The sequence below is a fragment of the Rothia koreensis genome, from assembly GCF_052232265.1.
In the GTDB taxonomy this organism is placed as follows: Bacteria; Actinomycetota; Actinomycetes; order Actinomycetales; family Micrococcaceae; genus Rothia; species Rothia koreensis.
Map to the genome: position 1 here is coordinate 302484 of NZ_CP197643.1, position 22142 is coordinate 324625.

Sequence of the window (22142 nt, forward strand, 5' to 3'; positions counted from 1 at the left end):
GCATGCTTCAAAATATCATCGATGTGACCTGGAGCACGCTCGTGGACAACAACGTTGCACTGTACGGCAATTGTTCTGCGCCGGTCGCTGGGGACCATGAGGGAAATGCACCCTACGAAGCAAGGAACCCTCATGAGTCAGCTTCCTTCCACGTACGCCGACCTTCTTGCCGCCGTCGACGCCGGCACGGGCGGCCGCGAAATCCGGGATCCCGCGACGGGCGAGACGATTGGTCACGCACCGCGGGACACGACAGAAGATCTCGACGACGCCATTGCGGCCGCCACGGCTGCTCAGCCCGCATGGGGTCGCCGCAGCCACAAGGAGCGCAGCGACCTGCTTCTGCGCGCCGCCGACGCCGTGGAAGCGTGCGCCGAGCCTTTGGCCGAGCTCCTCTCCCGCGAACAGGGCAAACCGTTGAATGGACCCAACGCCCGTTTCGAGGTGGGGGCCTGCGCCTCATGGCTGCGGGCGACCGCCGGCTTCGAGCTCGAGGAGAACGTGCTCGTCGACGACGGCGAGACCCACGCGGTGCTGCGCTACCGGCCGATCGGCGTCGTCGGCGCCATCAGCCCCTGGAACTGGCCCATGATGATCAGTGTCTGGCAGCTCGCTCCGGCCCTGCGGATGGGCAACACCGTGGTCACCAAGCCTTCGGAGTACACGCCGCTCAGCGTCCTGGCCCTGTGCGCCGTGCTCAATTCGGTGTTCCCGGACGATGTGCTCCGCGTGGTTTCGGGTGAACGGGAGATCGGTTCGGCCCTGAGTTCCCACCCGGACATCGACAAGGTCACGTTCACCGGCTCGACCGCAACGGGCCGGAAGATCATCGAGTCCTCCGCGGAAACGATCAAGCGCCTGACACTGGAGCTCGGCGGCAACGACCCCGGGATCGTGGCTCATCGCATTTGAGGGTGTAGGTGGTTCCTGAAGCCGCCGGTGTCGAGCAGCGATCGGGCTATGTAGTTCGTGAGGTTCCGGAATCCGAGGGCGGAGCCGCGGAGGTGTTCCAGGCGCCCGTTGATCGCCTCTGTTGGCCCGTTGGACGTGCCGGGCCGGTCGAAGAACGCGAGGATGTCGGCGGCGCGCTGCTTGAGCGTGCGGCCGAGCTTGCGGACCTCCACGAGCGCGGCGGGGACGCCGCTGGAGACGGAATCGATGACGGCTGTCATCAGCTTCTTCGCCGTCTTCCGATCGGGTTCGCGGTAGGCAGCGATCACGCGCTGGTAGATGCCCCAGGTCGCCTCGACCTCGACGTGCTCGGAGACCGCGAACAGTGCCTCGAGACGGGTCTGCTGCCGGTCAGTGAGCAGCTGCGCGCCGGTGTGGAGGATGCGGCGGGCCTTGTAGAGCGGATCGTTTTTGCGGCCCCGCCGGCCGTGCAGGCACTGCTGGACGCGACGACGGCAGGTGTCGAGGGCGTCGCCGGCGAGGCGGACGACGTGGAACGGGTCCATCACCGCCTGCGCGTCCGGGAGCTCCTCGCTGACGGCGGTCTTGAAGCCGGTGAACCCGTCCATCGCGACGACCTCGACACCATCGCGCCAGTCCTGCGGGCGTGCGGCGAGCCAGGTCTTGAACACGGCTTTCGAGCGACCCTCGATCATGTCCAGCAGACGGGCGGGGCCGGTCTTGTCGCGGTTCGGGGTGAGGTCGATGATGACGGTGACGTACTTGTCGCCGACTCTCGTGTGGCGCCAGACGTGCTCGTCGACGCCGATCACGGCGACGCCGTCGAACCGGGCGGGATCGTCGATCAGCACTCGACGCCCTTCAGCGAGGACCGCGTTGTTCGCCGTGTGCCAACCGACACCGAGTCCGGCGGCGACGCGGGCGACGGTGAGGTGGTCGATCACGAGCGCTTCCAACGCCCACCGCATCCCGCTACGGGACAGCTTGGCTCGCTCGGGCGCCGCTGCCGTGAGGTCCTCACGCCAGGACCGTCCGCATCCCGAGCACTTGTAGCGGCGGACCCGGACCAGCAGCGTCGTCGGGCGATGACCGAACGGCTCGTGGGCGAGACGCCGCGTGTCCGTCCCGCGCGAGAGCGCCTGGCTACCGCATCCCCGGCACCACGGATCCGGCTCGGCGACGCGGCACTCGATCACCGCGCGATCCGGCTCAAAAAGCTGACCGGTGGCCACGAGGCCGAGCTCGTCGAGATGGCAGAACACGGTCAGATCAGGGGTCGCGAAGGTAGCGTGGTGCACGTCGAGGTCTTCCGGCAGATGGTCAGTGTGAGAACTTCCATCATCGGAAGGCCTCGACCCTCATCCGGCGACCGACGCGCTCAGCCACCTACCCCCTCAACTGCGAAGAGCCTGTTACATGGCGCGAATCACATCAACAAGAGTTTCTCTCAATTTAATTTTGGATGTTGAAATATACTTTTTCTATCTAAGTGACTCGTGCGCGTCGTGGGGGAACACGGGACGCAGTCACCGCAACTCGCGTGCCGTCACTCCCCGACCAGGTGTCCTCGCAGCGTCGCGGCGTCGTACTCCGTCCGGAAGCGACCGCACCTCTGGAGCTCCGGGATCACCAGGTCCACGAAGTCTTCGATGCCTCCCGGCAGGGTGGGTGGCATCAGGTTGAACCCGTCCGCTCCCCCGCGGTCCAGCCAGAGTTCGATCCGGTCAGCAATGGTCTCCGGTGTGCCGACCATCGTGCAGTGGCCGCCTCCGGCTGCCAGACGGCCGAGAAGTTCACGCACCGTGGGCTTCTCGGACTCGACGATGCGCAGAATCGTCGCGTATCGCCCCTTGGGGCCGGTGAATTGTTCGAGCGGCTCGAGATCCGGAACGGGCGCATCGAGTTCCCAGTCGCTGCAATCGCGCTGCACGAATTTCCCCAATTGGCGCAGGGAGGCCTCGACCGGCAGGAGCGCGTCCAGGTCCTTCCGCTTCCGTTCGGCTTCCTCCACGGTCGAGCCCACGTACGTCACGAGACCGGGCATGACGACGACGTCGTCCGGGCGACGTCCAGCAACCTCGGCCCTCCGACGGATGTCGGATCGGTATTCCTCACCCTGATCCAGGTCGTAGGCGACGGCGTATATGCCTTCCGCGCGACGCGAAGCAAGGTTGCGCCCGGGCTCCGAGGCACCGGCTTGGAACAGCACCGGCCGCCCTTGGGGCGGTTGGGGCACGTTGAGCGGACCGGCCACCGAAAAATGCTCGCCCGCGTGATCGACGCTCCGGATCATGGTCGAGTCCGCATAGCGTCCCTCACGGTCGGCAAGGATGGACTCCCGCGGCCACGAATCCCACAGGGCCTGGACGGCGTCGACGAACTCCTCGGCCCGACCGTAGCGTTCCTCATGCCCGGGCAGGGACTGGCCACCGTAGTTGCGGGCTTCGGCGTCGAACATGGACGTCACGACGTTCCAACCAACCCGCCCACCGCTGATGTGGTCGAGACTCGCAAGGATCCTGGCCGCGTGGAACGGCGTCCAGAACGAGCTGGACACCGTGCTGACGAGGCCGATTCTCGACGTCGCCCGCGCCATCGCGGACAGGCAGGTGAGCGGCTCCAGAAACCACGCGGGAGAGTCCTCGAGTCCGCCGGGGCTCAAGGACTGCCCGTCGGCGAAGAAGACCGCGTCGAGCTTGCCGCGTTCGGCCACTCTCGCGAGTTCCTCGTAATAGGCGATGTCCCCGAGCCTGTCGACCGAGGAGCCCGGGGCGCGCCAGGCCGCGTTGTGATGCCCGCAGCCGTAGATGAACAGATTGATGTGTGCTTGCTTTTTCCGGTCGCTCATCCTTTGACCAGCCCTCCGTCGACGATCAGGTTCTGACCGGTCACCGCACGTGCCCACGGGGATGCGAAGAACAGGACGGCGTCGGCCAGTTCGTCCGGAGTGGTGACGGAGCACAGGGGCGTGCCTTCGGCGATCGCGTCGAAGACTTCGGCCGGCGTCGCCGAACTCGCGTCGGTCTCCCGCAGCAGACCGCCCGAGACCATGTTGACGGTGATGCCCTCCGGCCCCAGGTCATGCGAGAAGGTCCTGGTCAGGGACAACAATGCGGCCTTGGCGGCCGTGTAGTCGTGGTACGGGACCACGGGGTTCTGAAAAAGGTTCGTACCGATGTTCACGATGCGCCCGAATCCCCGTTCGGCCATCCCCGGCCGGAGCGCCTGGATCATCGCGAGCGGCCCGTGGAGGGACCCGTCGAGTTGCGTCCGAAATTCCTCGGCGGAGATGTCTGCGGCCTTCGGCCGGGCCTCGCCGTTGAAGCTGAAATCCACCAGGGCGTTGTTCACCAGCGTGGTCGGGGCGGCGCCGAAGAGTTCGGAGGACGACGCCGCAAACTCCTGGATGCTCTCCCGGTCGCGGATGTCCAGGTGCGCGCACCGGGCCCGGTCGGGGTAGTCGTCGACGATGCGCTGGGCATCGTCCTGACTGCGGTGATACCCGATCACCACCCGGGCGCCTTCCCCGAGGAACGCTCGGCTGATGCTCGCCCCCCAGGCCCCGTGCGCCGCCGGTCACGACGACGATGTGCTCGTTCAGGGGAATCGCGGTGCGTGCTTCTGTCATGGTCTCTGCCTCTCTGCCGAGGCGAAGGCACCCCAAAGAGCGAAGCCTCCCTCGACGAGAGCGGAGGTGCGCGGGTGCGCGAGCGCTCTGCGGACATTCCCTTCGCCAGTGCTAACTGCATCAGGTTCGACGGGTCTCATCTCAGCCTCCCTCGGAGGCACCCCGTGTCGCGCGTCTCATCGTAGCACCGCTAGTCGAACAGGCGCTGGCCCACCAGGGCGTCCCCTTCCCGAATGCCCGGCGGTACCGCGAAGAGGGCCGAGGCCTGGTGCTGGAGGTACTCCGTGAGGGCGTCCTTCTCGGTCATCTTCTTCAAGACCGGGTAGAAGCCCGTCCGCGGATCGCGCACGAATGCGACGAAGAACATCCCGGCGTCCAGACGGCCAAGCGAGTCGTTGCCGTCGGTGTAGTTGTAACTGCGGCGGAGCATCCGGACGCCCTGGTTGTTGTCGGCACCGACCACCGCCACATGCGAGTCGGCAGGAATAGCGGTGCCGCCGTCTCGGCCGGGAGCGGCGAAGTCGGGGCGGGCGAATTCGTCCGAGTCCTGTGGGTCGGAAACCGACAAGGGCGCACCGTGGTACTTGTCCCGACCGATCACCTCCTGCTGTTCGGAGAGTCGGACACGATCCCAGACCTCCAGGTGCATGTGGATCTTGCGCGCGACGACGTAGGTCCCGCCGTTCAGCCACGAGGCCGCGGCGTCGTCCTCCGGCTGGACCCACACGTGGCGGCGAAGCAGCTCGGCGTCGTCCTCCGCCTTGAGGTTTGCGGTTCCGTCCTTGAAACCGAGAAGATTTCGCGGGGTCCGCTGCTCCTTCGACGTCGACGAGCTGCGTCCGTATCCGATCTGGCCCCACTTGAGTGTCGCGGACCCGAAGGCGATGCGGGTCAGGTTTCGAACCGCGTGGACGCAGACCTGGGGGTCGTTCGAGCAGGTTTGGATCAGGATGTCCCCGTCGCTGGCCGCCGCCCGCAGGGCCTCGTTCGCGAATTTGGGAACGCCGTCGGCCAGGACCCGCGGCATTCTGTCCTTGAGGCCGAAACGGTCGCCGCCGTGCTCGTCCACGAACAGGGAACGCCCGAACCCGAAGGTGATGGTCAACCCGCTCGGCGGATACCCCCACACCTCGCCGGTGTCGGACGGCGGCAGCTCGACGTCGTTCTCAGCGCCTCCCACCGGTTCGCCCGCAACCATCTTCTCCGCGGCGGACGTCCATGCGGTGAGCAGTCGGCGGAGCCCGTCCCGATTGCGGGTCGTGACCGTGTAGGCGACCGTATACATGGTGTCCTGCGCGGGAGTCAGGATTCCTTGTTGGACCTCCCCACGGAAGGGGTACCGGAGTTCGTCCGGGCTGGAGGCCGCGGCGGCGTCGAGCCCCCTCCGGCGCCCCAGGACCTCGCCGCCGAAGCCCGAGACGCCCATGAGACCCGCGACGCCGGCCGCGCCGACCAGCCTGCGCCGGGTGAACCCCCGGTCCCGCCCGCCGGCCGACACGGCCTCATCCCCTGTCACGGCCTTGATCCCGTTCCCGGCATGCTCGTGTGCTGACATCGTCGCGGTCGTGTCCTAGTGGAGGACCGTTCCGGCGATCTTCGACAGCGGCTCGCTCAGAGCGTTGACCGCATCGGAGAACTTGCGCTGCGTCTCGGTGTAGGCGGAGGCATCTGGCGCCTCCCCGGCGTCTTTCTGGACCGCGGCGACCAGGGAGTAGTCCCGGAAGGTTTCCGTGCCGTCGTCGGTCCTGCCCGAGACCTGCTCCTCGATCAGGGCCTTCACGGTCTCGAGATTCGATTCGATCGACTCCGCCGGGGCGGGGTCCTTCTTCCGCACCAAATCAGCCACGTTGCCGTAGGCGACCTCGGCCCCCTCGACGTTGGCCCTGAAGTCGTACATGTCGGTGTGGGAGAAGGTCTCTTCCTCGCCGACGATCTTGGACTTCGCGACCTCCTCCAACAACGACGACGCCCCGGTCGCCACGTCCGCCAGCTTCAGTTCGAAGTCGCCGTCCACGCCCTTGATCTGCCGTAGACCAGGTCGTAGAGCTTCTGGGTGTTCTGGGTCAGGTCGTCCGCGGCCTGCTGGCGTTCCTCGTCGCTGGCAAAACGGAAGGGCGAGTCGTCGTTCCCGAACAGGTCCGCCTCGATGCGGTGCCATCCGGTCCACCCCTTGAGGACCTCGGGGTCGGTGGGCTCCTTGTGGGCATCCGTCGAAAGGTCCTGGACTCGGGCGTCCAGGGCGGCGTCGAGGTCCCCGGCCTCTTCGATCCCGAAGGCCTCGGCCGTGGGCTCGATGCGCTCGTAGTGCTGGCGCGCCAGCGGGTAAAGGGTTTTGGCTTTCTCGACCTCGCCCGAAGTGTAGGCCTGCGCAAATTCCTGGGTCGCGGTCAGCAACTGGCCCGTCTGGTCCTTGACGTAGGACGTGTATCCGGCGATCGCCCGATCTTCTGCGGCCTTGGTGTCCTCGGAGACGTCGACGTCGTCGCCCTGGGAGACCTCGAACTCGGACAGGCCCACGAAGTTGCCCACCATGTTGGGCTTGCACGCGGTGTAGTAGGTCCCCTGTTTGAGCGCGGTCGTGAGCTCGGCGGTGGTACCGGGGCCGAGGTTCTCTTTCTCGGAGGCGATCTGGAGTTTGTTCTCCGTGAGGATCTCGAACTCATTGGGCTTGGTTCCCTTGTTCGAGATGCTGAATTCGACCTTGCCGGACGGGATCTGCGAGGGGTTCGTGGTGCACGTGTCGTCGGTGATGTCCACCGTGACCTTGTGGGTGTCCCCCGCGCTTGCGGACGCCCCGGACGAAGCCTGGGGATTGTCGGCGCAGGACGCCAGGCTCAGTGCCAGGGCGAAGGTTGCGGGGACGAGAAGATATTTGGTGTTCTTCATGATTTCCTCTGGGTGCGGTGAGGGCCCGAGCGACGTCGTCCGGGCCTGCGGTGTGGAAGAAGGCCTGTGGGGCGCCAGGTGGCGACGGGTCCCCGCGGATCAGTGGGGTTTCGCCGCCGGCACGGTCTCGGAGGGGGCTCTTCGTACGATCCCGGAGCGGTAGGCGTACAGGGCGGCTACGGGGACGAAGTACGCGATCCACGCGATGACCTGAAGAATCGTGGGCTGGAGGTTCACCTGGAAGATGGCCTGACCGAGGACGTACAGCCAGAACAGAGGGGAGCCCGCGGCCGGGAGACTGCCGCTGAGGTCCCACGCGTGATTCATGACGCCGGGAAGAACGCCCGCCTCCTGGAGGTCTCCGACCCCGTAGGAGCAGATGCCGGCCGCCACAAGAATCAGGAAGCAACTCGTCACGGAGAAGAACCTGCGGAGGTCGATGGTGCGGGCCCCGCGGTAGACGAGGTGGCCGAGCAGGAGGGCCAGGAGCAGGCCGGTGACAACTCCGGCGGTGCTCGCCACGGCGTTGGTCTCGATGGAGGAACGAACCGTGGCCCAGATGAACAGCGCGGTTTCGACCCCTTCCCGGCCCACGGCCAGGACAGCGATCCCCACCATCCCCCAGCCCGAGGACCGTTCGACCAGGGATCGCCGCGTGGACGATTCCAGCTCCTCCTTGAGACCCCCGGAGTGTCGGCCCATCCAGAAGATCATCCACGTCACCATCGCCACGGCGACCAGAGACAGGCCACCACCGATGATTTCCTGGGCCTGGAACGTCAGGGTCTTCGGCCCCCAGGTCAGCGCGGCGCCGATCGCCAGTGGAAACAGGGCCGCCAGGCCGACTCCGAGCCAGAGCCGGGGAAGCACGTCCCGTCGATCGGCTTTGACCAGGCATGCGACCAGAATCCCCACGATGAGGGACGCCTCGAAGCCCTCACGGAGGGCGATCAACAGGTTTGCGAGGAACACAGAATCTCCATGACACCGTGAATCGTCGGATGCCTGCTGCGGACCCCCGACGGCCGGATAGACAGAAGAAGTATATCCTAATTCGCTATGAAGTGTACCCTATCCACATAGTATCCCGAACCTTCTACGGGGACATCGTGTCAACAGGACGGTGCTTCAGGCCCGGATCCACACGTCGGACCGCGAACGCCATCCCAAGGTGATACCCCGCAGACCCATGAAGCCCATCGCGTAGGCGAGCCATATGCAGACGAACCCCCAAGGATCGACGCCGTCACCCCGGTCGCCGCTCACGGCCAGAATCCACCAGAGCAGCGGAGCGTAGACGATCAGGCACACGAAGGAGGCCAGCGCCAAGTACTTGACGTCCTGGGCCCCGATCAGCACGCCGTCGAGAATGAAAACGTACGAGGCCAGAGGCTGCCCGATGGCCACCACGATCATGGCGATCGCGAAGAGATGCTGGACCTGGGGGTCGGGGGTGAAGGCCCAGCCGAATCCGTAGCCCAGGATCGGGCAGATGAGTCCGGTGATCACGCCGAAGCCCAGCGACCACCGGATCAGTCGGTGCATGAGGCCACGGACGTGCTGCTTCTCGGAGTCCAAGGTCAGATCCCTGCTGCCCATTTCCTTCCCGAGCAGTGCCTGTGCGGCGATCGCGAGCGCGTCGAGCCCGAAGGCCATGAACCCAAAGAGCGACATGGTCAGCTGGTAGCCGGCGAGGTTGACGGGTCCCTGGTGGGTGACCACGAAGACGGTCAGGAGCATCGCGGCACGCATCGAGGCGGTTCGCAACATGAGCCAGGATCCGACCGAGAGGATCTCGCCGATCCGCCGCGACGTCGTCCTCCACGAGATGCCGTGCTCCCGAGACCCGCCGATGATCATGCGCAGATAGATCGCCGCCATGCCCCACTGGACCAGGGAGGTGCCCATGGCAGAACCCGCGACCCCGAGGTCGAGGAGGAACACCAGGATCAGGTTGAGGACGATGTTCACGCCGGCCCCGACCGAGGCGACGTACAGCGGCGTCCTGGTGTCCTGGAGGCCGCGCAGAATTCCCAGTGCGGCCAGGACGATCAGCATTCCGGGAAGGCCGGGCATCGACCACCGCATGTACGCCACCGCGTGGTCCAGGGTCTCGCCCTGCGCGCCCATGTGCCCGAGCACCGTCGGCGCGAGGATGGTCCCAGCGACGGCGAGCACGACGCCGATCCCGAGCGCGACCCAGAGACCGTCCCGACCCTTCTCATAGGCGGCCTTGAGATTCCGTGCGCCGAAGAATCGTGCGACGGCCGGGGTGGTCGAGTAGGACAAGAAGATCATGAGTCCGATGACGGTCTGGACCACGGTCGATGCGACGGAGAGACCGGCCAGTTGCTTGGTTCCGAGGTGACCGACGATCGAGGTATCGGCGAGGATGAAAATGGGCTCGGAGATCAGAGCTCCGAAGGCGGGGAGTGCGAGGGCCAGAATCTGCCGGTTCAGGCTTTTCGCGGACGTCTCGGCAGGGCTCTGGTCAGGAGGATTGTTCACCTGATCAGTCTAGGAGGACCCTGGGTCCCGGGTCATCTGGTTGAATCACATCATGAGCACCCCCTCAGCCCAGGTCCACCCCGCCGACTCCCACGACCTCATCCGGGTGCATGGCGCCCGGGAGAACAACCTCAAGGACATCGACGTCGAGCTCCCGAAGCGACGCCTGACCGCGTTCACGGGCGTGTCCGGCTCCGGAAAGAGCTCCCTGGTCTTCGGAACCATCGCCGCGGATTCCCAACGACTCATCAACGAAACCTACAGCGCTTTCATCCAGGGCTTCATGCCCAGCCAGGCACGGCCCGAAGTAGATTTCCTGGACGGTCTCACCACCGCGATCATCGTGGACCAGGAGCGGATAGGCGGCAATGCCCGGTCCACGGTCGGCACGGTCACGGACGCGAACGCCCTGTTGCGGACGCTGTTCAGCAGGGTCGCGGAGCCCTCGATCGGCGGGCCCAAGGCGTACTCCTTCAACGTGCCCTCCGTGAAGGCCTCGGGCGCCATCACGGTCGAGAAGGGACACCGGAAAGCCACCAAGGCGACCTTCTCGGTCACGGGTGGCATGTGCCCCAGGTGCGAAGGCATGGGGTCCGTGACCGACGTCGACCTCAAGGAACTCTACGACGAGGACAAGTCCTTGGCCGAGGGGGCCATCAAGGTCCCCGGGTACACCGGCGGCGGATGGAACGTCCGGCTCTTCAGCGGGTCGGGGTTCGTGGATGCGGACAAGCCGATCAAGGAATTCACGCAACGGGAGATGCACGATTTCCTGTACAAGGAGCCGGTGCGCATCAAGGTCGAGGGCATCAACATGACCTACGAGGGTCTGATCCCCCGCATCCAGAAGTCGATGCTGTCCAAGGACAAGGAGTCGATGCAGACCCATGTGCGAGCTTTCGTGGATCGCGCGGTCACCTACGTGACCTGCCCCGATTGTGGGGGAACGAGGCTCACGCAGGGCGCGCTGTCCTCCACGATCGAGGGCAAGAACATCGCCGACCTGTGCAGCATGCAGATCAGCGACCTCGCTGACTGGGTTCGGAATCTGGAGATTCCCTCGGTCGAACCGCTGCTGGCCACCCTGCGCCATCTCCTCGACTCGTTCGTGGAGATCGGTCTCGGCTATCTCTCCCTCGACCGCTCCTCCGGGACCCTGTCCGGCGGCGAGGCCCAGCGCGCCAAGATGATCCGGCACCTGGGGTCGTCGCTGACGGACGTCACCTACGTCTTCGACGAGCCGTCCATCGGTTTGCACCCGCACGATATCGAACGCATGAACAAGCTCCTGCTCCAGCTCAGGGACAAGGGCAACACCGTGTTGGTGGTCGAGCACAAACCGGAGATGATCCGCATTGCCGACCACGTGGTGGATCTCGGTCCCGGCGCCGGGACCGACGGCGGAGAGGTGTGTTTCGAGGGCGACGTCGATGGGTTGCTGGCCTCGGACACGATCACCGGGAAGCACTTGGAGGACCGCGTCAGCCCCAAGGAGACCGTGAGGACGCCGACCGGGGCGCTCGAGATACGCGGAGCGAACCGAAACAACCTCCAGGACGTCGACGTCGATATCCCTCTCGGGGTACTGACGGTGGTCACCGGCGTCGCCGGCTCCGGGAAGTCCACGCTGCTTCACGGGTCCCTGCTGAAAGGCACCCGTGCCGAGGACGAAGGGGTCGTCGCAATCGACCAGTCGCCGATCAAGGGGTCACGGCGCAGCAACCCGGCGACCTACACCGGGCTCCTCGACCCGATTCGCAAGGCGTTCGCGAAAACCAACGGGGTCAAGCCGGGTTTGTTCAGCTCCAACTCCGAGGGTGCGTGCCCGACCTGCAACGGAGCGGGCGTCGTCTTCACCGACCTCGGCATGATGGCGGGGCTCTCAACCGTGTGCGAGGACTGCGGGGGCAAGCGCTTCCAGCCGGAGGTGCTGGAATACACCTTCGGCGACAAGGACATCAGCGAGGTCCTGGCCATGTCCGTCGCGCAGGCCCTGGAGTTCTTCGGTGCGAGCGAAAGCAAGGTGCCGGCGGCCCACAAGATCCTCAAGCGGCTCGACGACGTCGGCCTCGGCTACCTGAGTCTCGGCCAGCCGCTGACCACTCTCTCCGGCGGCGAGCGCCAACGCCTCAAACTGGCCTCCCACATGGGGGAAAAGGGCGGGGTGTACATCCTGGACGAACCGACCACGGGGCTGCACCTGGCCGACGTCGAGCAGCTTCTCGGCCTCCTGGACCAGCTCGTGGACTCGGGGAAGTCGGTCATCGTGATCGAGCACCACCAGGCGGTCATGGCTCACGCGGACTGGATCATCGACCTGGGACCGGGCGCCGGGCACGACGGCGGCCGGGTGGTCTTCGAAGGGACACCGGCCGAGTTGATAAGGTCCGGATCGACGACGACCGGCCGCCACCTGAAGGAATACGTCGAATCATGAGCACCCGCCACGGAACCTCGGAGCGCGGACCAACGGCTGACGTGATCGAAGGGTCCGGGCCCGGGGCTTCTGGGGCGGAGGTCCCCGGAGCGGCGGGCTCTTGGGCGACGTCCGGGCCGGCGGCGCCCGGGTCGGCAGCGTCCGGGCCGGCAGCGTCGCGAGACCACGCCCGCTTCGCGCGCTCCGCGGCGCTTTCCGGTTGACCCGGGGCACGCTCCTGGCGGCGCCGGCGGCCTTCAGCCTCGGTGGCCCCAGAGCTTTTCGAGCTCGCGCCGTTCCTTCTTCGTCGGACGACCTGCGCCCGGTTCACGACGTGGCACCGGTGCCGACAAGGCGCTCGGCTTCGGCGGCGAGTGGTCGACGTAGCACGTGCGAGCGATCGGCGCCCCAACCCGCTTGGTCAGCAATTTGGTGACCTCGAAGACCCGTTCCCAGCCGGGAGTCCTGACCTTGACGACGTCGCCCACTCGAATCGCCTGCGAAGCCTTGACGGGCTGGTCGTTCAGCCTCACGTGCCCCGCCCGACACGCTGTCGTGGCCGAGGACCGGGTCTTGTAGAGCCGGACCGACCAGAGCCACGCGTCGAGCCGGACGCTTGACGGCCCTTCTTGCGGAGCCTGGTTCTGGGAAGTCATGGGCACCATTCTAAATCGCGCGGTCGAGACCACCCCAGCGGCCTGGGGCCGGGGCCGGGGCGCGGGGTCGGGGTGGCTGGGACGCGGGGTCGGGGTGGCTGGACATACGGAGGGGGGACGGTTGGTTTGGGCGGCTGGTTTGGGCGGCCGTTGAGGCGGCGGTTCGAACGGCCAGCTCCGGTGGCGGTGTGGGCGGCCAGCTCCGGTGGCGGGGTGGACGGCCAGCACCGGTGGCGGTTACCGAATTCGGAGGCGGTTCCCGACGCCGGCCCACGCTTCCTGCTCTCGTGTGCTCCCCGTTAGGTGGCGGTTGCCCACTTCGGAGGCGGTCGCCGACGTCGACCTACCGTCCTTTACCTCGTTGATTCGCACGTTGGGAGGCGGTTGCCCAATCCGGAGGCAGTTCCCGCCCTCAACCACCGATTTCTGACGCCGTTGGCCGCGCCGTTGGGAGGGGGTTAGCCAATCCGGAGGCATTCCCCGTCGTTAGGTGGCGGCTAAGCCCCCACCTAACGACGGGGAATGCCTCATTTTCGGGTAACCGCCACCCAACCCGCGGTCGGCCAATCACACAGACCGCATCCGCGGTCATCCGAGCTTGTCCATCGCGGCCGCGATTCGCAGACGCAGACCGGCCGGATCCCGGGTAACTTCGTTCCAGTTCGTCCGCAGGATCGTCCAGCCCTCAGCGACGATCAGTTTCTCCCGATGCCTCTCCTTGAAGACCACCTGATCCGTGGGGGCGAAGTCGAAGTACTTGGACTTTCCGTCGACCTCCAACCCCAGCTTGAAGCGCGGCCACCCGAAATCCAGATGCTTGGTCCCCTCTCTCGTACGAACGGGTTGCTGCGAGACGGGAGGAGGCAGGCCAGGCAGGCACAGAACGAATCTGGTCATTGTTTCGGCGACGGACTGGCACCGTGGGTCGGCGAGCTCAAGAACCTGGCGCGCCCTTCCGATGCCGTGCCGACCTCGCCCACGTACCACCATCGATTCGACCTCGGACTTCTCCACTCCACGTGCCAGGATCTGGTCCATAACGATCAGCCCCTCGCTCACCGGAAGGATCATCGAGCACTCGAAGGCCGTCCTCGCCAGCGGTGTCACGTGTGGCCCTTCCCTGTATCTGACCCAATCAGCCAGTGCATGCGGGCGAGCATGCGCCCTCACCAGAGGGTTGCTCGGGAAGGTGCGCTGCGGCGTCGTGATGTGGATGCGGTCCGGAAGACGAAGAAGGCTGATGTCGTGAAACAGCGCCGCCGACGCATGAGAGAAGACGAACGAGAGCTGAGTTGTCTTCCATACCGCGAGGTGCCGGGCGATTGTTCTTTCACGCTCATTCGCCTGATGCCACCGGTCGGCGCGGACATAGACCCCGCGCGAGATCCGGGTGAACTCCCCTGAGCGAATCTTGTGGCTCAGTGTCTTCTCCGTCTCGCCCTGAGCCAGCAGAAATCTGGTTGTCATGACGTCCGAGGACGCTATCGGAGGGCATTTGTCGTTCATACGACCACTATCGACGCCGTTGACTGCCCCTGGCACCCGTTCCGGCAATCTGTGGAAAACGGAATGGGAGGACGACGCCGCAAAGTTGGACGTCGGCACGCGTCGGGCGGAGGCTCCTTCGAGGAACAGTTGCCCAATTTGGTGGCGTTCGCCCGGTTCGGTGGCGGTCGCCCGGTTCGGTGGTAGTCGCCCGACTCAGTAGCGATTCCCGGCGTCAACAACCGGTTCTCGGCTCCGCCCCGACCTCCGTCAGGTGGTGGTTCCCCGCTGAGGTGGCGGTTTTCGGCGCCAACCGGCGGACTGCCTGAGGACCCGACCCCACGCTGGGAGGCGGTTGCCCAATTCTGTGGCGGTTTCCGTCCCCAAACGCGATTCCGGACCCGAGTTTGCCCCCCACGTTGGGAGGCGGTTTCCTGCAAAAGTGGCGTTCTCCGTCGTTAGGTGGGGTTTTGGCCACCACCTAACGACGGAGAACGCCTCGCAATCGGGTAACCGCCACAAAACCGAACCTGCGGCGCGCAAAGAACCACGGGCCGCAGCAGAACCGTGGGACGGCGCAGGCGCGCGTCGCGCAAAGACGCATGAGCTCCGGTCGAACGTTGGGGCGGTGCCGGAGCGCGGGCCGCAGCAGAACCGCGGCCCGACGCCGACCCGGACGCGAAGCGGGACCGCGGCGGCGTCGAAGTCCCGTTGCCAAGGACGCCGGATCCAACCGCGCCGCCCACGGCCCGAAACCCTCGTCCCGAAGCCGCCCCGTTAAAAACCAAAGGCCGGGAGTGGAGCTATAGGGAAAACGCTCCACCCCCGGCCGATGATCCGAGACGGATTCGCGGTCCGCCTCTCATCAATCACTCGCACCTTATGAGGTAGTTATTAACCTAATCGCCCCGGCTGGAACACAACCCCACATGGCCTGAAAGCCTCCTGTTAAACAGATAACGACTTGGACACGAAGCTGAACGCCGCGCCTACCTTGTGACCAGGTTAAATGGAACGTCCCGCTCGAGTGCGAGCACGAGCGGGACGTCAGCTTCCGCAATTCCCCCATATGGAGGGGCGCCGTACGACGTCGGTCGCCAACCTCCGTGCGGAAGCAGTTTCGGTCGCACGTGTTCGGCCGGAACAGCGTCGGACACCCTGGGTACAAACCTGACCCACTTCCGGGCGTTGGACGGTGCCCGATGCTCCGCTGCGGAAGTGACTTTCCCCAGGACAGGAAAAGGATCACGGAAAGTCGGGGGACCGCCTCGCCGGGCAGTTTGTACAAGGACTTGTATCCGTTGCTGGTACTGATAATAACGGATGGGAGGTCGATGGCAACACGCTCGACACGCAGGTATTCATGATTTGTAGCACCCCGATTCCCGACCCGTGCGGCAACGATTCCGGTCACCTCTCCCCTTGATCACACCCTGGCCGTAAAGTGACATGCATGAACGATTCGACCGTCACACCGAACACCGTGTCCGAATCCCTCGAGAGGATCCGAGACCTCACCGCATCCCATGAGAACCATCCCGTCGTCGTCGTGACGGGGGCTTCCGGCGGGATCGGCTCCGAAGTTGCCCAGGATCTCTCCCGCGACCGTTTCGTCGTCGCCATCGGGCGCAATCGGGAAAAACTTGCAGAGCTCGCCGAATCGGGCGGCCCCGAGGGCGGGATCGTGCCGCTGGTCATGGACTTGAACGACGTCGACGCCATCGCGGGGGTGCTCAACCTCCTGCCGCGCGTCGATGCTCTGGTCAATGCGGCGGCCGTCGCGCCTCGGTTCACCCTCGAGGACGCACGCCCCACCGACTGGCAGGATGCATTTCGGACCAACGTGACCGCGCCCGCCGAGGTCACGCGGGCCGTGCTGCCGCAACTGCGTGAGAGTCAGGGGAACGTGGTGTTCCTCGGTTCGGGAGCGTCCCGGGGGTCGAACCAGTACAACGTAATCTATTCGGCCACCAAGCACGCCCTTCAGGCAACGGCCGACGGATTCCGCAAACAGGTCGCGGAGGACGGCGTCCGGGTCGCGACGGTCGCCCCCGGACCGACGGATACGAAAATGGTCCAGTGGGACGACGACTACCCCAAGTCCGAGCCGCCCCAGTTCATCGAGCCCTCGACCGTGGCCCGCTCGATCCGCCACGTGATCGACGCCCCGACCGACACGCAGATCACCGAGGTCTGGGTCAGGCCCCGAGTCGAGGCCAAATAGTCGGGACGCGGCCTCCGAACCCCTGCCGACGACGCCGCGCCGTCGCCCGCCCTATCAGACGGGAGCGCGGTCGCGGCGTCGTCGGACACAAAAAGCCACAGACATCGCGCCCGGCGGAATCGACCGCCATCGTGACAGATCGTTCACACGCGACGTCCAACGCCTGGTAGGGTTGAATCCGCACACGCCGAGCCGCAGACGCACAAAGAGGTCCGTCAGCACCGCCGGCAATTACCGTCGAAACCACCGCTCCCCTGAAAAATACCGCGAGCATCCCATCACCAACCGGAGCGGAGACAACACTATCCCGCTTCAGCACCCCCAAAAATTTTTGAGTTCTTTAAAGCAGTACGTCTGCGTTCAGCAGCTCAAGAACCGCGTCGGCAGAATCGTCGCGGAGTACATGGTCACCCCAGGTGACCGCCACGAAGGAAAGTTAGAATAATGGCTACAGGCACCGTCAAATGGTTCAACAGCGAAAAGGGCTATGGCTTCATTGCCCCGGATGACCATTCCAGTGATCTCTTTGCTCACTACAGCGCTATCGAGGGCAGCGGCTTCCGCAGCCTCGAAGAGGGCCAGAACGTCGAGTACCAGGCCGAGCAGGGCCCCAAGGGTCTCCAGGCCACGAGCATCCGCGTTATCTGAGCGTGATTCCCCCTCGTCAGGGGGACTGCCGAAGGGCCGTTGGCGAACAAGAGTTCGCCAACGGCCCTTTTTTGTTTGCCGCATACCCCCGGAATGTACTTTGGAAACCCTGACCTAAATTCAGCCGATGCACACCTGAAGTCGGTCTGAGGAAAGGCTGTACACGGCTGACAAGCCGCACAAACGGGCATATTCTCGAACCTATGAAGATGTCTACAGATCTTGAAAAGAAGTTCCAGGACCAGATCACCCTCGAGTTCGAAGCGTCCATCACCTACCGTCAGCTCGCCATCGAGGCGGACGAGCAGGACCTTCCCGGCATCGCCTCGTGGCTGCGCCACCAGGCCGATGAGGAAATCGTCCACGCCAACAAGTTCATCGATCATCTCTCCGACCGCGGCAACCACGCCGAAATCGGTCAGATCAACGCACCTGCCGTGAAGACCGGCCTGTCCGTTCTGGAAATCTTCGAGGCCGCACTGGCCCACGAGGAGAAGGTTTCCCAGTCGATCCGCGATCTCTACCGCGAGGCAGAGGCGGAGGGCGATTTCGATTCCCGCCCGCTGCTGAACTGGTTCGTCGACGAGCAGATCGAGGAAGAAGCCACGGCTTCGGAGATCATCGGCCGCGTCAAGCTCATCGATGGCGAAGGATCCGGAATCCTCCGTCTCGATGCCGAGCTCGGCCAGCGCCCCGAAGAGGGCACCGAGGACTGATCGCCCGGTACCCCACGCAACCAAGGGCCCCGAACATCCATTGATGTTCGGGGCCCTTTTTCGGTGCAGTCACTTCTCGGAGTTCTTGCCGTCCTTGTCGATGCGCTGTTCCTCGGCCTCCTGGGTGGTTTCGCCCTGGCCGGGAACCTCCTCGGACAGTTCCTTTTCTTCCTTGTCACCATTCGAAGCGGTCATGGTGTCACTCCTTTCGTTGCGACGTTCCGGCCCGTTCCGGACCGGCGGCGTGACCCGGGGCCGATGAGCCCGGGGCGAGGGAAGGGAACCGTACCCGCTCGGTCGCGGTGGTCGGGTCCCTGGGCACACGATTCCAGAGGATCCCGGCGCGGGGATCGCTCCTGTCCTTGGGGATGATCCACCCCAAGGAGATCATGGTTCTGGTCAGTTCCTTGATGTCCTTGGCGAGGAGGTTTCCCGCGGCGTCGCGGACCTCACCGCTCGTCGGGTGACACTCCCACTGGTATTTCGCGCACACCTGGAGGGCCCATTGGGACTCGTGGCGCACGTATCGTGCGGGAATCGTCAGCGCAGTGACCGGTATCGGTCGTGTGTTGTACAAGATGCTGAGCTCCTTAGCTCGGCAGAACAGTCACGCGATCCCGACCGCAGGGCGACTTCGGTGCGCCCTGGGGGCATCCTCGCCCCGTCGGCGGGTGAGGGAACGCGTTCTCGTGTACTGGTCAGCCATTATCGTTCTTCTCGTGATGTCACGGCTGTACGCTTCACTGCCCACTCAACCCTGCCAGAGCCGTCAGCGCAAGTATTTTCCCTTGTCAACGCCCTTTAATTCCGTCTTGCGCACCTTCTTGGCGACACTGTTCCGGCCGGCGTCGTTCCGCCGATCCATCTCACGCATGTATGCCGAGAACCCATCGGGCACGCGTCCCTCCCGTCTCGCGGAGGTCACCACCCGGGTGATGTCGGTCGCTGTCCACCGCGCGCCCGATGCCTTCAGGCGCTCGACGGCGTCCACGTCCTCCCCCAGGCGCAGGTCCCGAAAGTTTCCCACCGACAAAAGGCTCGACATTCTCACACCCAGGTTTGCGCCATGAATCGCAGAGTGGCCCTCGCCCGGAGGATGCCCCTCGAGCCACAGCCTGTACGTCGGCGCCCCGACGGGTTCGTCTGGCTCAACGCTGCCGATGACGACGTCGTGGCCCGCTTGCGCCAGGTCAACCTGACGACGCAGCCAGGTCGGGGGGACCCGGGTGTCGGCGTCGGTGTGGGCCGTCCAGACAGCCTCGGGCGGCAGGCCCGGAAAGGCCTCCACAAGGCTGCGCGTGCCCGCGGCTCGGGCCGCCCCGACGCTCGAATACTGCCCCTCGAGCACCGTGATCACGGTTGAGGCCCCTCTCGTTCCGGTTGGACCGATCAAGGACGCGACGACGCGGGCACTGGCATCCGTGCACCTGTCCAGGACCACGACCACGCGAACCGGGAGGACAAGGTGCTCGGTCGCCGCCAGAAGGGAGGCGAGGCATGGGCCGAGGTGCTCTTCCTCATTGTGCGCGGGAACGACGACGCCGACGGCGCGCACGGCGTCGGGCCGCCCCAAGTCATCACGCCCCATCAGGGCCACCGCCCCATGAGGACGTCGCCGACCACACCGCGAGATCGAAGTCCGGGTCAGTCAGCGTGACCGTGCGCGGCACAACCATTCTTTCGTCGAGGATTCGATGGACCTCGCGCGCGGTCAGGGGCCACCCGACCACGGGATGTACCCAGTGGCAGGCCACAACGGTGTGTGCTCCGGAATCAGCGATGCATTCGGCGAGACGGGCCAGGCGGTCGGGGCTGAGGAAGTATCCGACCTCAGACAGGATCACGGCGTCGAATGGTGCCCTTTCGGCCACCCTCTCCCAGTCCTCCGGGACGGAGGCCTGCACCCAGTCGATGTCGGGCGAATCGCAGACCCGACGGGCCCGTTCCAGCGCCTTCGCGCTCTCGTCGACGGCGACGACCTTCTCGCACCGTTCGAGCAGGTCGCGGGCCAGTGTTCCCACGGAACACCCGAGCTCGAGCACAGTCCCGTACCGGGGGACCGGCAAAGAAGCCACGGTGAGGTCGCGCTTGCGCCGTTCGTACCAGCTGCTCCGGGTCCGCCAGGGGTCCCCGGAGAGACGATGAAGCTCGTCGAACGGGCTTTCCGCGTCATGCCGCGGGCTCACGAAAATCTCGAACGGCCGCTCGAAGTGGCTGGTGACCTGCGGTGGCAGCAGGACTTCGTTGCCCGGTTCGCTCCCGAGAGGGGTCGTCTGCGACGCGTGCGCGACCATGGCGGAGCGTTTGGCCGCCATTGCTGCGGCGTCGAGGTCGAGGCGCAGAAGCGCCCGGTCACCGGCCAGCGCGGACAGGTCCTCCGGGGTTCCCCAGTGCCAGAGCCACAGGGGCGCCTCGAGGTGAGTCGCGTCGGTCCGCCATGCGGCGGCCGCGGCCGCCTGACCCGCCGCCTCGTGGTCGGTGTGTCCGTCCGTACGGCACGTCGAGACGACCAACGTCCGACCTGCCGTCTGCCCGATCACGTCCACCAGTGCGGCGACCAGCTGGTGGACGCTCTCCCGAAGGCGGCCGTCGCCCAAATCGAGGCTATGGACGCGAGCGCTCGGGTCCAGCGTACCGACGGCTTCTCGCACTTCCCGGTCCCGGATACCACGCAAATCGTCCGGACCGTGTGTAGGAGAGGCCGGGTGGGATGCCTCGCCGGCCGTCGCGACGACGACGTCGACCCCAATCCCTTGTGACGAAGCGGCGGCGATGAGGCCGCCCGCCGTCAGGGTTTCGTCGTCGGGGTGGGCGGCCACGACCACGAGGTTGTCGAAGCAATCGAGCCGCAACGGGTCTGCACGCTCGAGCAGCGACTCTGAGGCCCACACGGACTCCGGTGTCCCGGCGTCGTCGTGACGGAACGCGGGGGCACGACGCGGGGTCAAGGGAGACCCCCAAAGATCGAGGGACCGTCCAGAATGGACTGGCCCAGGGCGGCGACGTCGCGTTCCGGCTTGTACTGTTGCAGGTATATCTGCAGGTCAGCGACGCGGCTGGCGTATTCGTCATCCTGCGTCAGGGGCCCAGGGCCCAGCGTGTGGCCAACGGCGGTCAGGACCACTTCGCAAGCGCGGTGCACCGACCCTCGCACTCGCAGGGCCGTGGCCCAGGCGGCCTCCGAGCCTTCCGCGGTAGAGCCAACAGCCAGGTCGAGGGCGTCCGCGCGGTGTGCGGCATCGGCCAGCACCGACTGGGCGGCCTCCAGGGCAAGTGAGCATTGGCCCAGGTGAAACTGGGCTATCTGGTCGGGAGTGCGCGAACGGCAGGAGCTCTCGAGCTGCGCCGCCAGCTTGCACGCCGCACCCCACCACACTGCCGCGACCCCGATGCCGCCGAAAGCGAAGCCGGAGCGCGTGAAATACCATTCGTCGTCGCCGACCGGCGCCGCGGGAGCCGCGTCGAACTCGAGGGATGACGTCCGGAGGCGGCTGAGCCCCCTGGCGACCCAGCGGTCCTCACCGGCACGAACCCGCGACGACGCGAGATCCACCGCGAAGAGCCTGCGCGCCGTGGTCGACGTCCAAGCCGTCACGAGAGCATTCGAGACGGACCCCGCCAGGGAACACCAGGGCTTGTGACCCGTGATCCTCCAGCGGCCGTCATCCGACTGATTGGCCTCGAGCCGATGGTCCGGGGACTCGGCGGCGTAGACACCCCAAGTCCGCGCTCCACCGGCGTCTTCCGGGACCAGCCCTACGTCTCGTGGTTGCCCAGGTATCCCTGCTTCGGGATCCCCGACGAACGAACCGGCTTGATCGAGGATTGCTCGGGCGTCCAGATCGGGTTCGAGGGTGCGGGCCACGGTCAAGTCGATGGCGCCCAGCTCGGCCAGGCCGCGCCATAGGTGCCGGGTGTTGCCCCCTCCCGGCCGCCCGAGGGCCTCCGCGACGTCGGGAGCGAGCCGCAACGCGGCCTCCGGGTCGCCGGCCGCCTCGCGCGCGGACCGAACGAGGGCGGGTGGAAGTGATGGACTGTCAAACACTATTCACCTCGAGTGTGG

18 protein-coding genes, 2 pseudogenes and 1 riboswitch are annotated in these 22142 nt (G+C 65.8%); of the genes and pseudogenes, 5 read left to right on the forward strand and 15 right to left on the reverse strand.

The features are described 5' to 3' along the window. Window positions 1-132 precede the first annotated feature (132 nt). Window positions 133-897: pseudogene (locus ACTSLZ_RS01335) on the forward strand (aldehyde dehydrogenase family protein); the annotation flags it as partial. Window positions 898-899: 2 nt separating this feature from the next. Here ACTSLZ_RS01335 and ACTSLZ_RS01340 read toward each other — a convergent pair. The 8 genes and pseudogenes from ACTSLZ_RS01340 to ACTSLZ_RS01375 all read right to left on the reverse strand — a co-directional run bounded on the left by ACTSLZ_RS01340 (window position 900) and on the right by ACTSLZ_RS01375 (window position 9934). Next, window positions 900-2210 (reverse strand): ISL3 family transposase, encoded by a 1311-nt coding sequence (locus ACTSLZ_RS01340; protein ID WP_179628043.1) that lies wholly within the window; start codon window positions 2208-2210, stop codon window positions 900-902. Window positions 2211-2458: 248 nt separating this feature from the next. Then, on the reverse strand, window positions 2459-3760 hold the full coding sequence (locus ACTSLZ_RS01345) for an LLM class flavin-dependent oxidoreductase (protein WP_443095456.1): 1302 nt from the start codon (window positions 3758-3760) through the stop codon (window positions 2459-2461). Beyond that, window positions 3757-4540: pseudogene (locus tag ACTSLZ_RS01350) on the reverse strand (3-oxoacyl-ACP reductase). Before ACTSLZ_RS01350 ends, ACTSLZ_RS01345 begins: the two are co-directional and overlap by 4 nt. Before the next feature lie 79 nt (window positions 4541-4619). Beyond that, window positions 4620-4715: riboswitch (TPP riboswitch) on the reverse strand. A gap of 15 nt (window positions 4716-4730) precedes the next feature. Further along, a complete protein-coding gene (gene efeB / locus ACTSLZ_RS01355; protein ID WP_443095457.1) occupies window positions 4731-6095 on the reverse strand; it encodes an iron uptake transporter deferrochelatase/peroxidase subunit in 1365 nt (454 codons plus the stop codon). Window positions 6096-6110: 15 nt separating this feature from the next. Further along, window positions 6111-6554: an imelysin family protein gene (locus ACTSLZ_RS01360; protein WP_443095458.1), complete on the reverse strand. Its 444-nt coding sequence runs from the start codon at window positions 6552-6554 to the stop codon at window positions 6111-6113. Next, window positions 6533-7426 carry an imelysin family protein gene (locus ACTSLZ_RS01365; RefSeq protein ID WP_443095459.1) on the reverse strand — a complete coding sequence of 298 codons (894 nt, stop codon included), beginning with the start codon at window positions 7424-7426 and terminating at the stop codon, window positions 6533-6535. The genes ACTSLZ_RS01360 and ACTSLZ_RS01365 overlap by 22 nt, the downstream gene beginning before the upstream one ends. A gap of 99 nt (window positions 7427-7525) precedes the next feature. Continuing rightward, the gene (gene efeU / locus ACTSLZ_RS01370) at window positions 7526-8398 is read right to left on the reverse strand and encodes an iron uptake transporter permease EfeU (RefSeq protein WP_443095460.1); all 873 of its coding nucleotides are present in this window, start codon (window positions 8396-8398) and stop codon (window positions 7526-7528) included. A 156-nt stretch (window positions 8399-8554) separates the two neighbouring features. Then, window positions 8555-9934, reverse strand: coding sequence for an MATE family efflux transporter (locus ACTSLZ_RS01375; protein ID WP_129316137.1), 1380 nt, complete (start codon window positions 9932-9934; stop codon window positions 8555-8557). Between the two features lie 52 nt (window positions 9935-9986). Here ACTSLZ_RS01375 and ACTSLZ_RS01380 point away from each other — a divergent pair, with 52 nt between their 5' ends. Then, on the forward strand, window positions 9987-12371 hold the full coding sequence (locus ACTSLZ_RS01380; RefSeq protein WP_443095461.1) for an ATP-binding cassette domain-containing protein: 2385 nt from the start codon (window positions 9987-9989) through the stop codon (window positions 12369-12371). Window positions 12372-12607: 236 nt separating this feature from the next. On the opposite strand, the gene ACTSLZ_RS01385 is transcribed toward ACTSLZ_RS01380, so the two are convergent. After that, a complete protein-coding gene (locus ACTSLZ_RS01385; protein ID WP_129316139.1) occupies window positions 12608-13006 on the reverse strand; it encodes an RNA-binding S4 domain-containing protein in 399 nt (132 codons plus the stop codon). A 588-nt stretch (window positions 13007-13594) separates the two neighbouring features. Next, entirely contained in the window at window positions 13595-14473 is an 879-nt protein-coding gene (locus ACTSLZ_RS01390; RefSeq protein WP_443095462.1) for a hypothetical protein, read from the reverse strand. 1471 nt (window positions 14474-15944) lie between these two features. Between ACTSLZ_RS01390 and ACTSLZ_RS01395 the strand changes: the two genes are divergently transcribed. The 3 genes from ACTSLZ_RS01395 to ACTSLZ_RS01405 all read left to right on the forward strand — a co-directional run bounded on the left by ACTSLZ_RS01395 (window position 15945) and on the right by ACTSLZ_RS01405 (window position 18079). Then, a complete protein-coding gene (locus tag ACTSLZ_RS01395; RefSeq protein ID WP_443095463.1) occupies window positions 15945-16715 on the forward strand; it encodes an SDR family NAD(P)-dependent oxidoreductase in 771 nt (256 codons plus the stop codon). Window positions 16716-17159: 444 nt separating this feature from the next. After that, on the forward strand, window positions 17160-17363 hold the full coding sequence (locus ACTSLZ_RS01400) for a cold-shock protein (protein ID WP_129316142.1): 204 nt from the start codon (window positions 17160-17162) through the stop codon (window positions 17361-17363). A 203-nt stretch (window positions 17364-17566) separates the two neighbouring features. Then, window positions 17567-18079 carry a ferritin gene (locus ACTSLZ_RS01405; RefSeq protein ID WP_129316143.1) on the forward strand — a complete coding sequence of 171 codons (513 nt, stop codon included), beginning with the start codon at window positions 17567-17569 and terminating at the stop codon, window positions 18077-18079. Window positions 18080-18148: 69 nt separating this feature from the next. Here the strand turns inward: ACTSLZ_RS01405 and ACTSLZ_RS01410 are convergent, their stop codons facing one another. The 5 genes from ACTSLZ_RS01410 to ACTSLZ_RS01430 all read right to left on the reverse strand — a co-directional run bounded on the left by ACTSLZ_RS01410 (window position 18149) and on the right by ACTSLZ_RS01430 (window position 22124). Next, on the reverse strand, window positions 18149-18274 hold the full coding sequence (locus ACTSLZ_RS01410) for a hypothetical protein (protein WP_321201143.1): 126 nt from the start codon (window positions 18272-18274) through the stop codon (window positions 18149-18151). Window positions 18275-18278: 4 nt separating this feature from the next. Beyond that, window positions 18279-18656: a hypothetical protein gene (locus ACTSLZ_RS01415; RefSeq protein ID WP_397555318.1), complete on the reverse strand. Its 378-nt coding sequence runs from the start codon at window positions 18654-18656 to the stop codon at window positions 18279-18281. A gap of 192 nt (window positions 18657-18848) precedes the next feature. Then, on the reverse strand, window positions 18849-19667 hold the full coding sequence (locus tag ACTSLZ_RS01420; protein ID WP_443095464.1) for a glycosyltransferase: 819 nt from the start codon (window positions 19665-19667) through the stop codon (window positions 18849-18851). Further along, complete coding sequence (locus ACTSLZ_RS01425; protein WP_443095465.1) at window positions 19657-21027, reverse strand: PIG-L family deacetylase; 1371 nt, start codon at window positions 21025-21027, stop codon at window positions 19657-19659. Before ACTSLZ_RS01425 ends, ACTSLZ_RS01420 begins: the two co-directional genes overlap by 11 nt. Continuing rightward, window positions 21024-22124, reverse strand: a complete 1101-nt coding sequence (locus tag ACTSLZ_RS01430; protein WP_443095466.1) for an acyl-CoA dehydrogenase — start codon at window positions 22122-22124, stop codon at window positions 21024-21026. The genes ACTSLZ_RS01425 and ACTSLZ_RS01430 overlap by 4 nt, the downstream gene beginning before the upstream one ends. Window positions 22125-22142 lie beyond the last annotated feature (18 nt).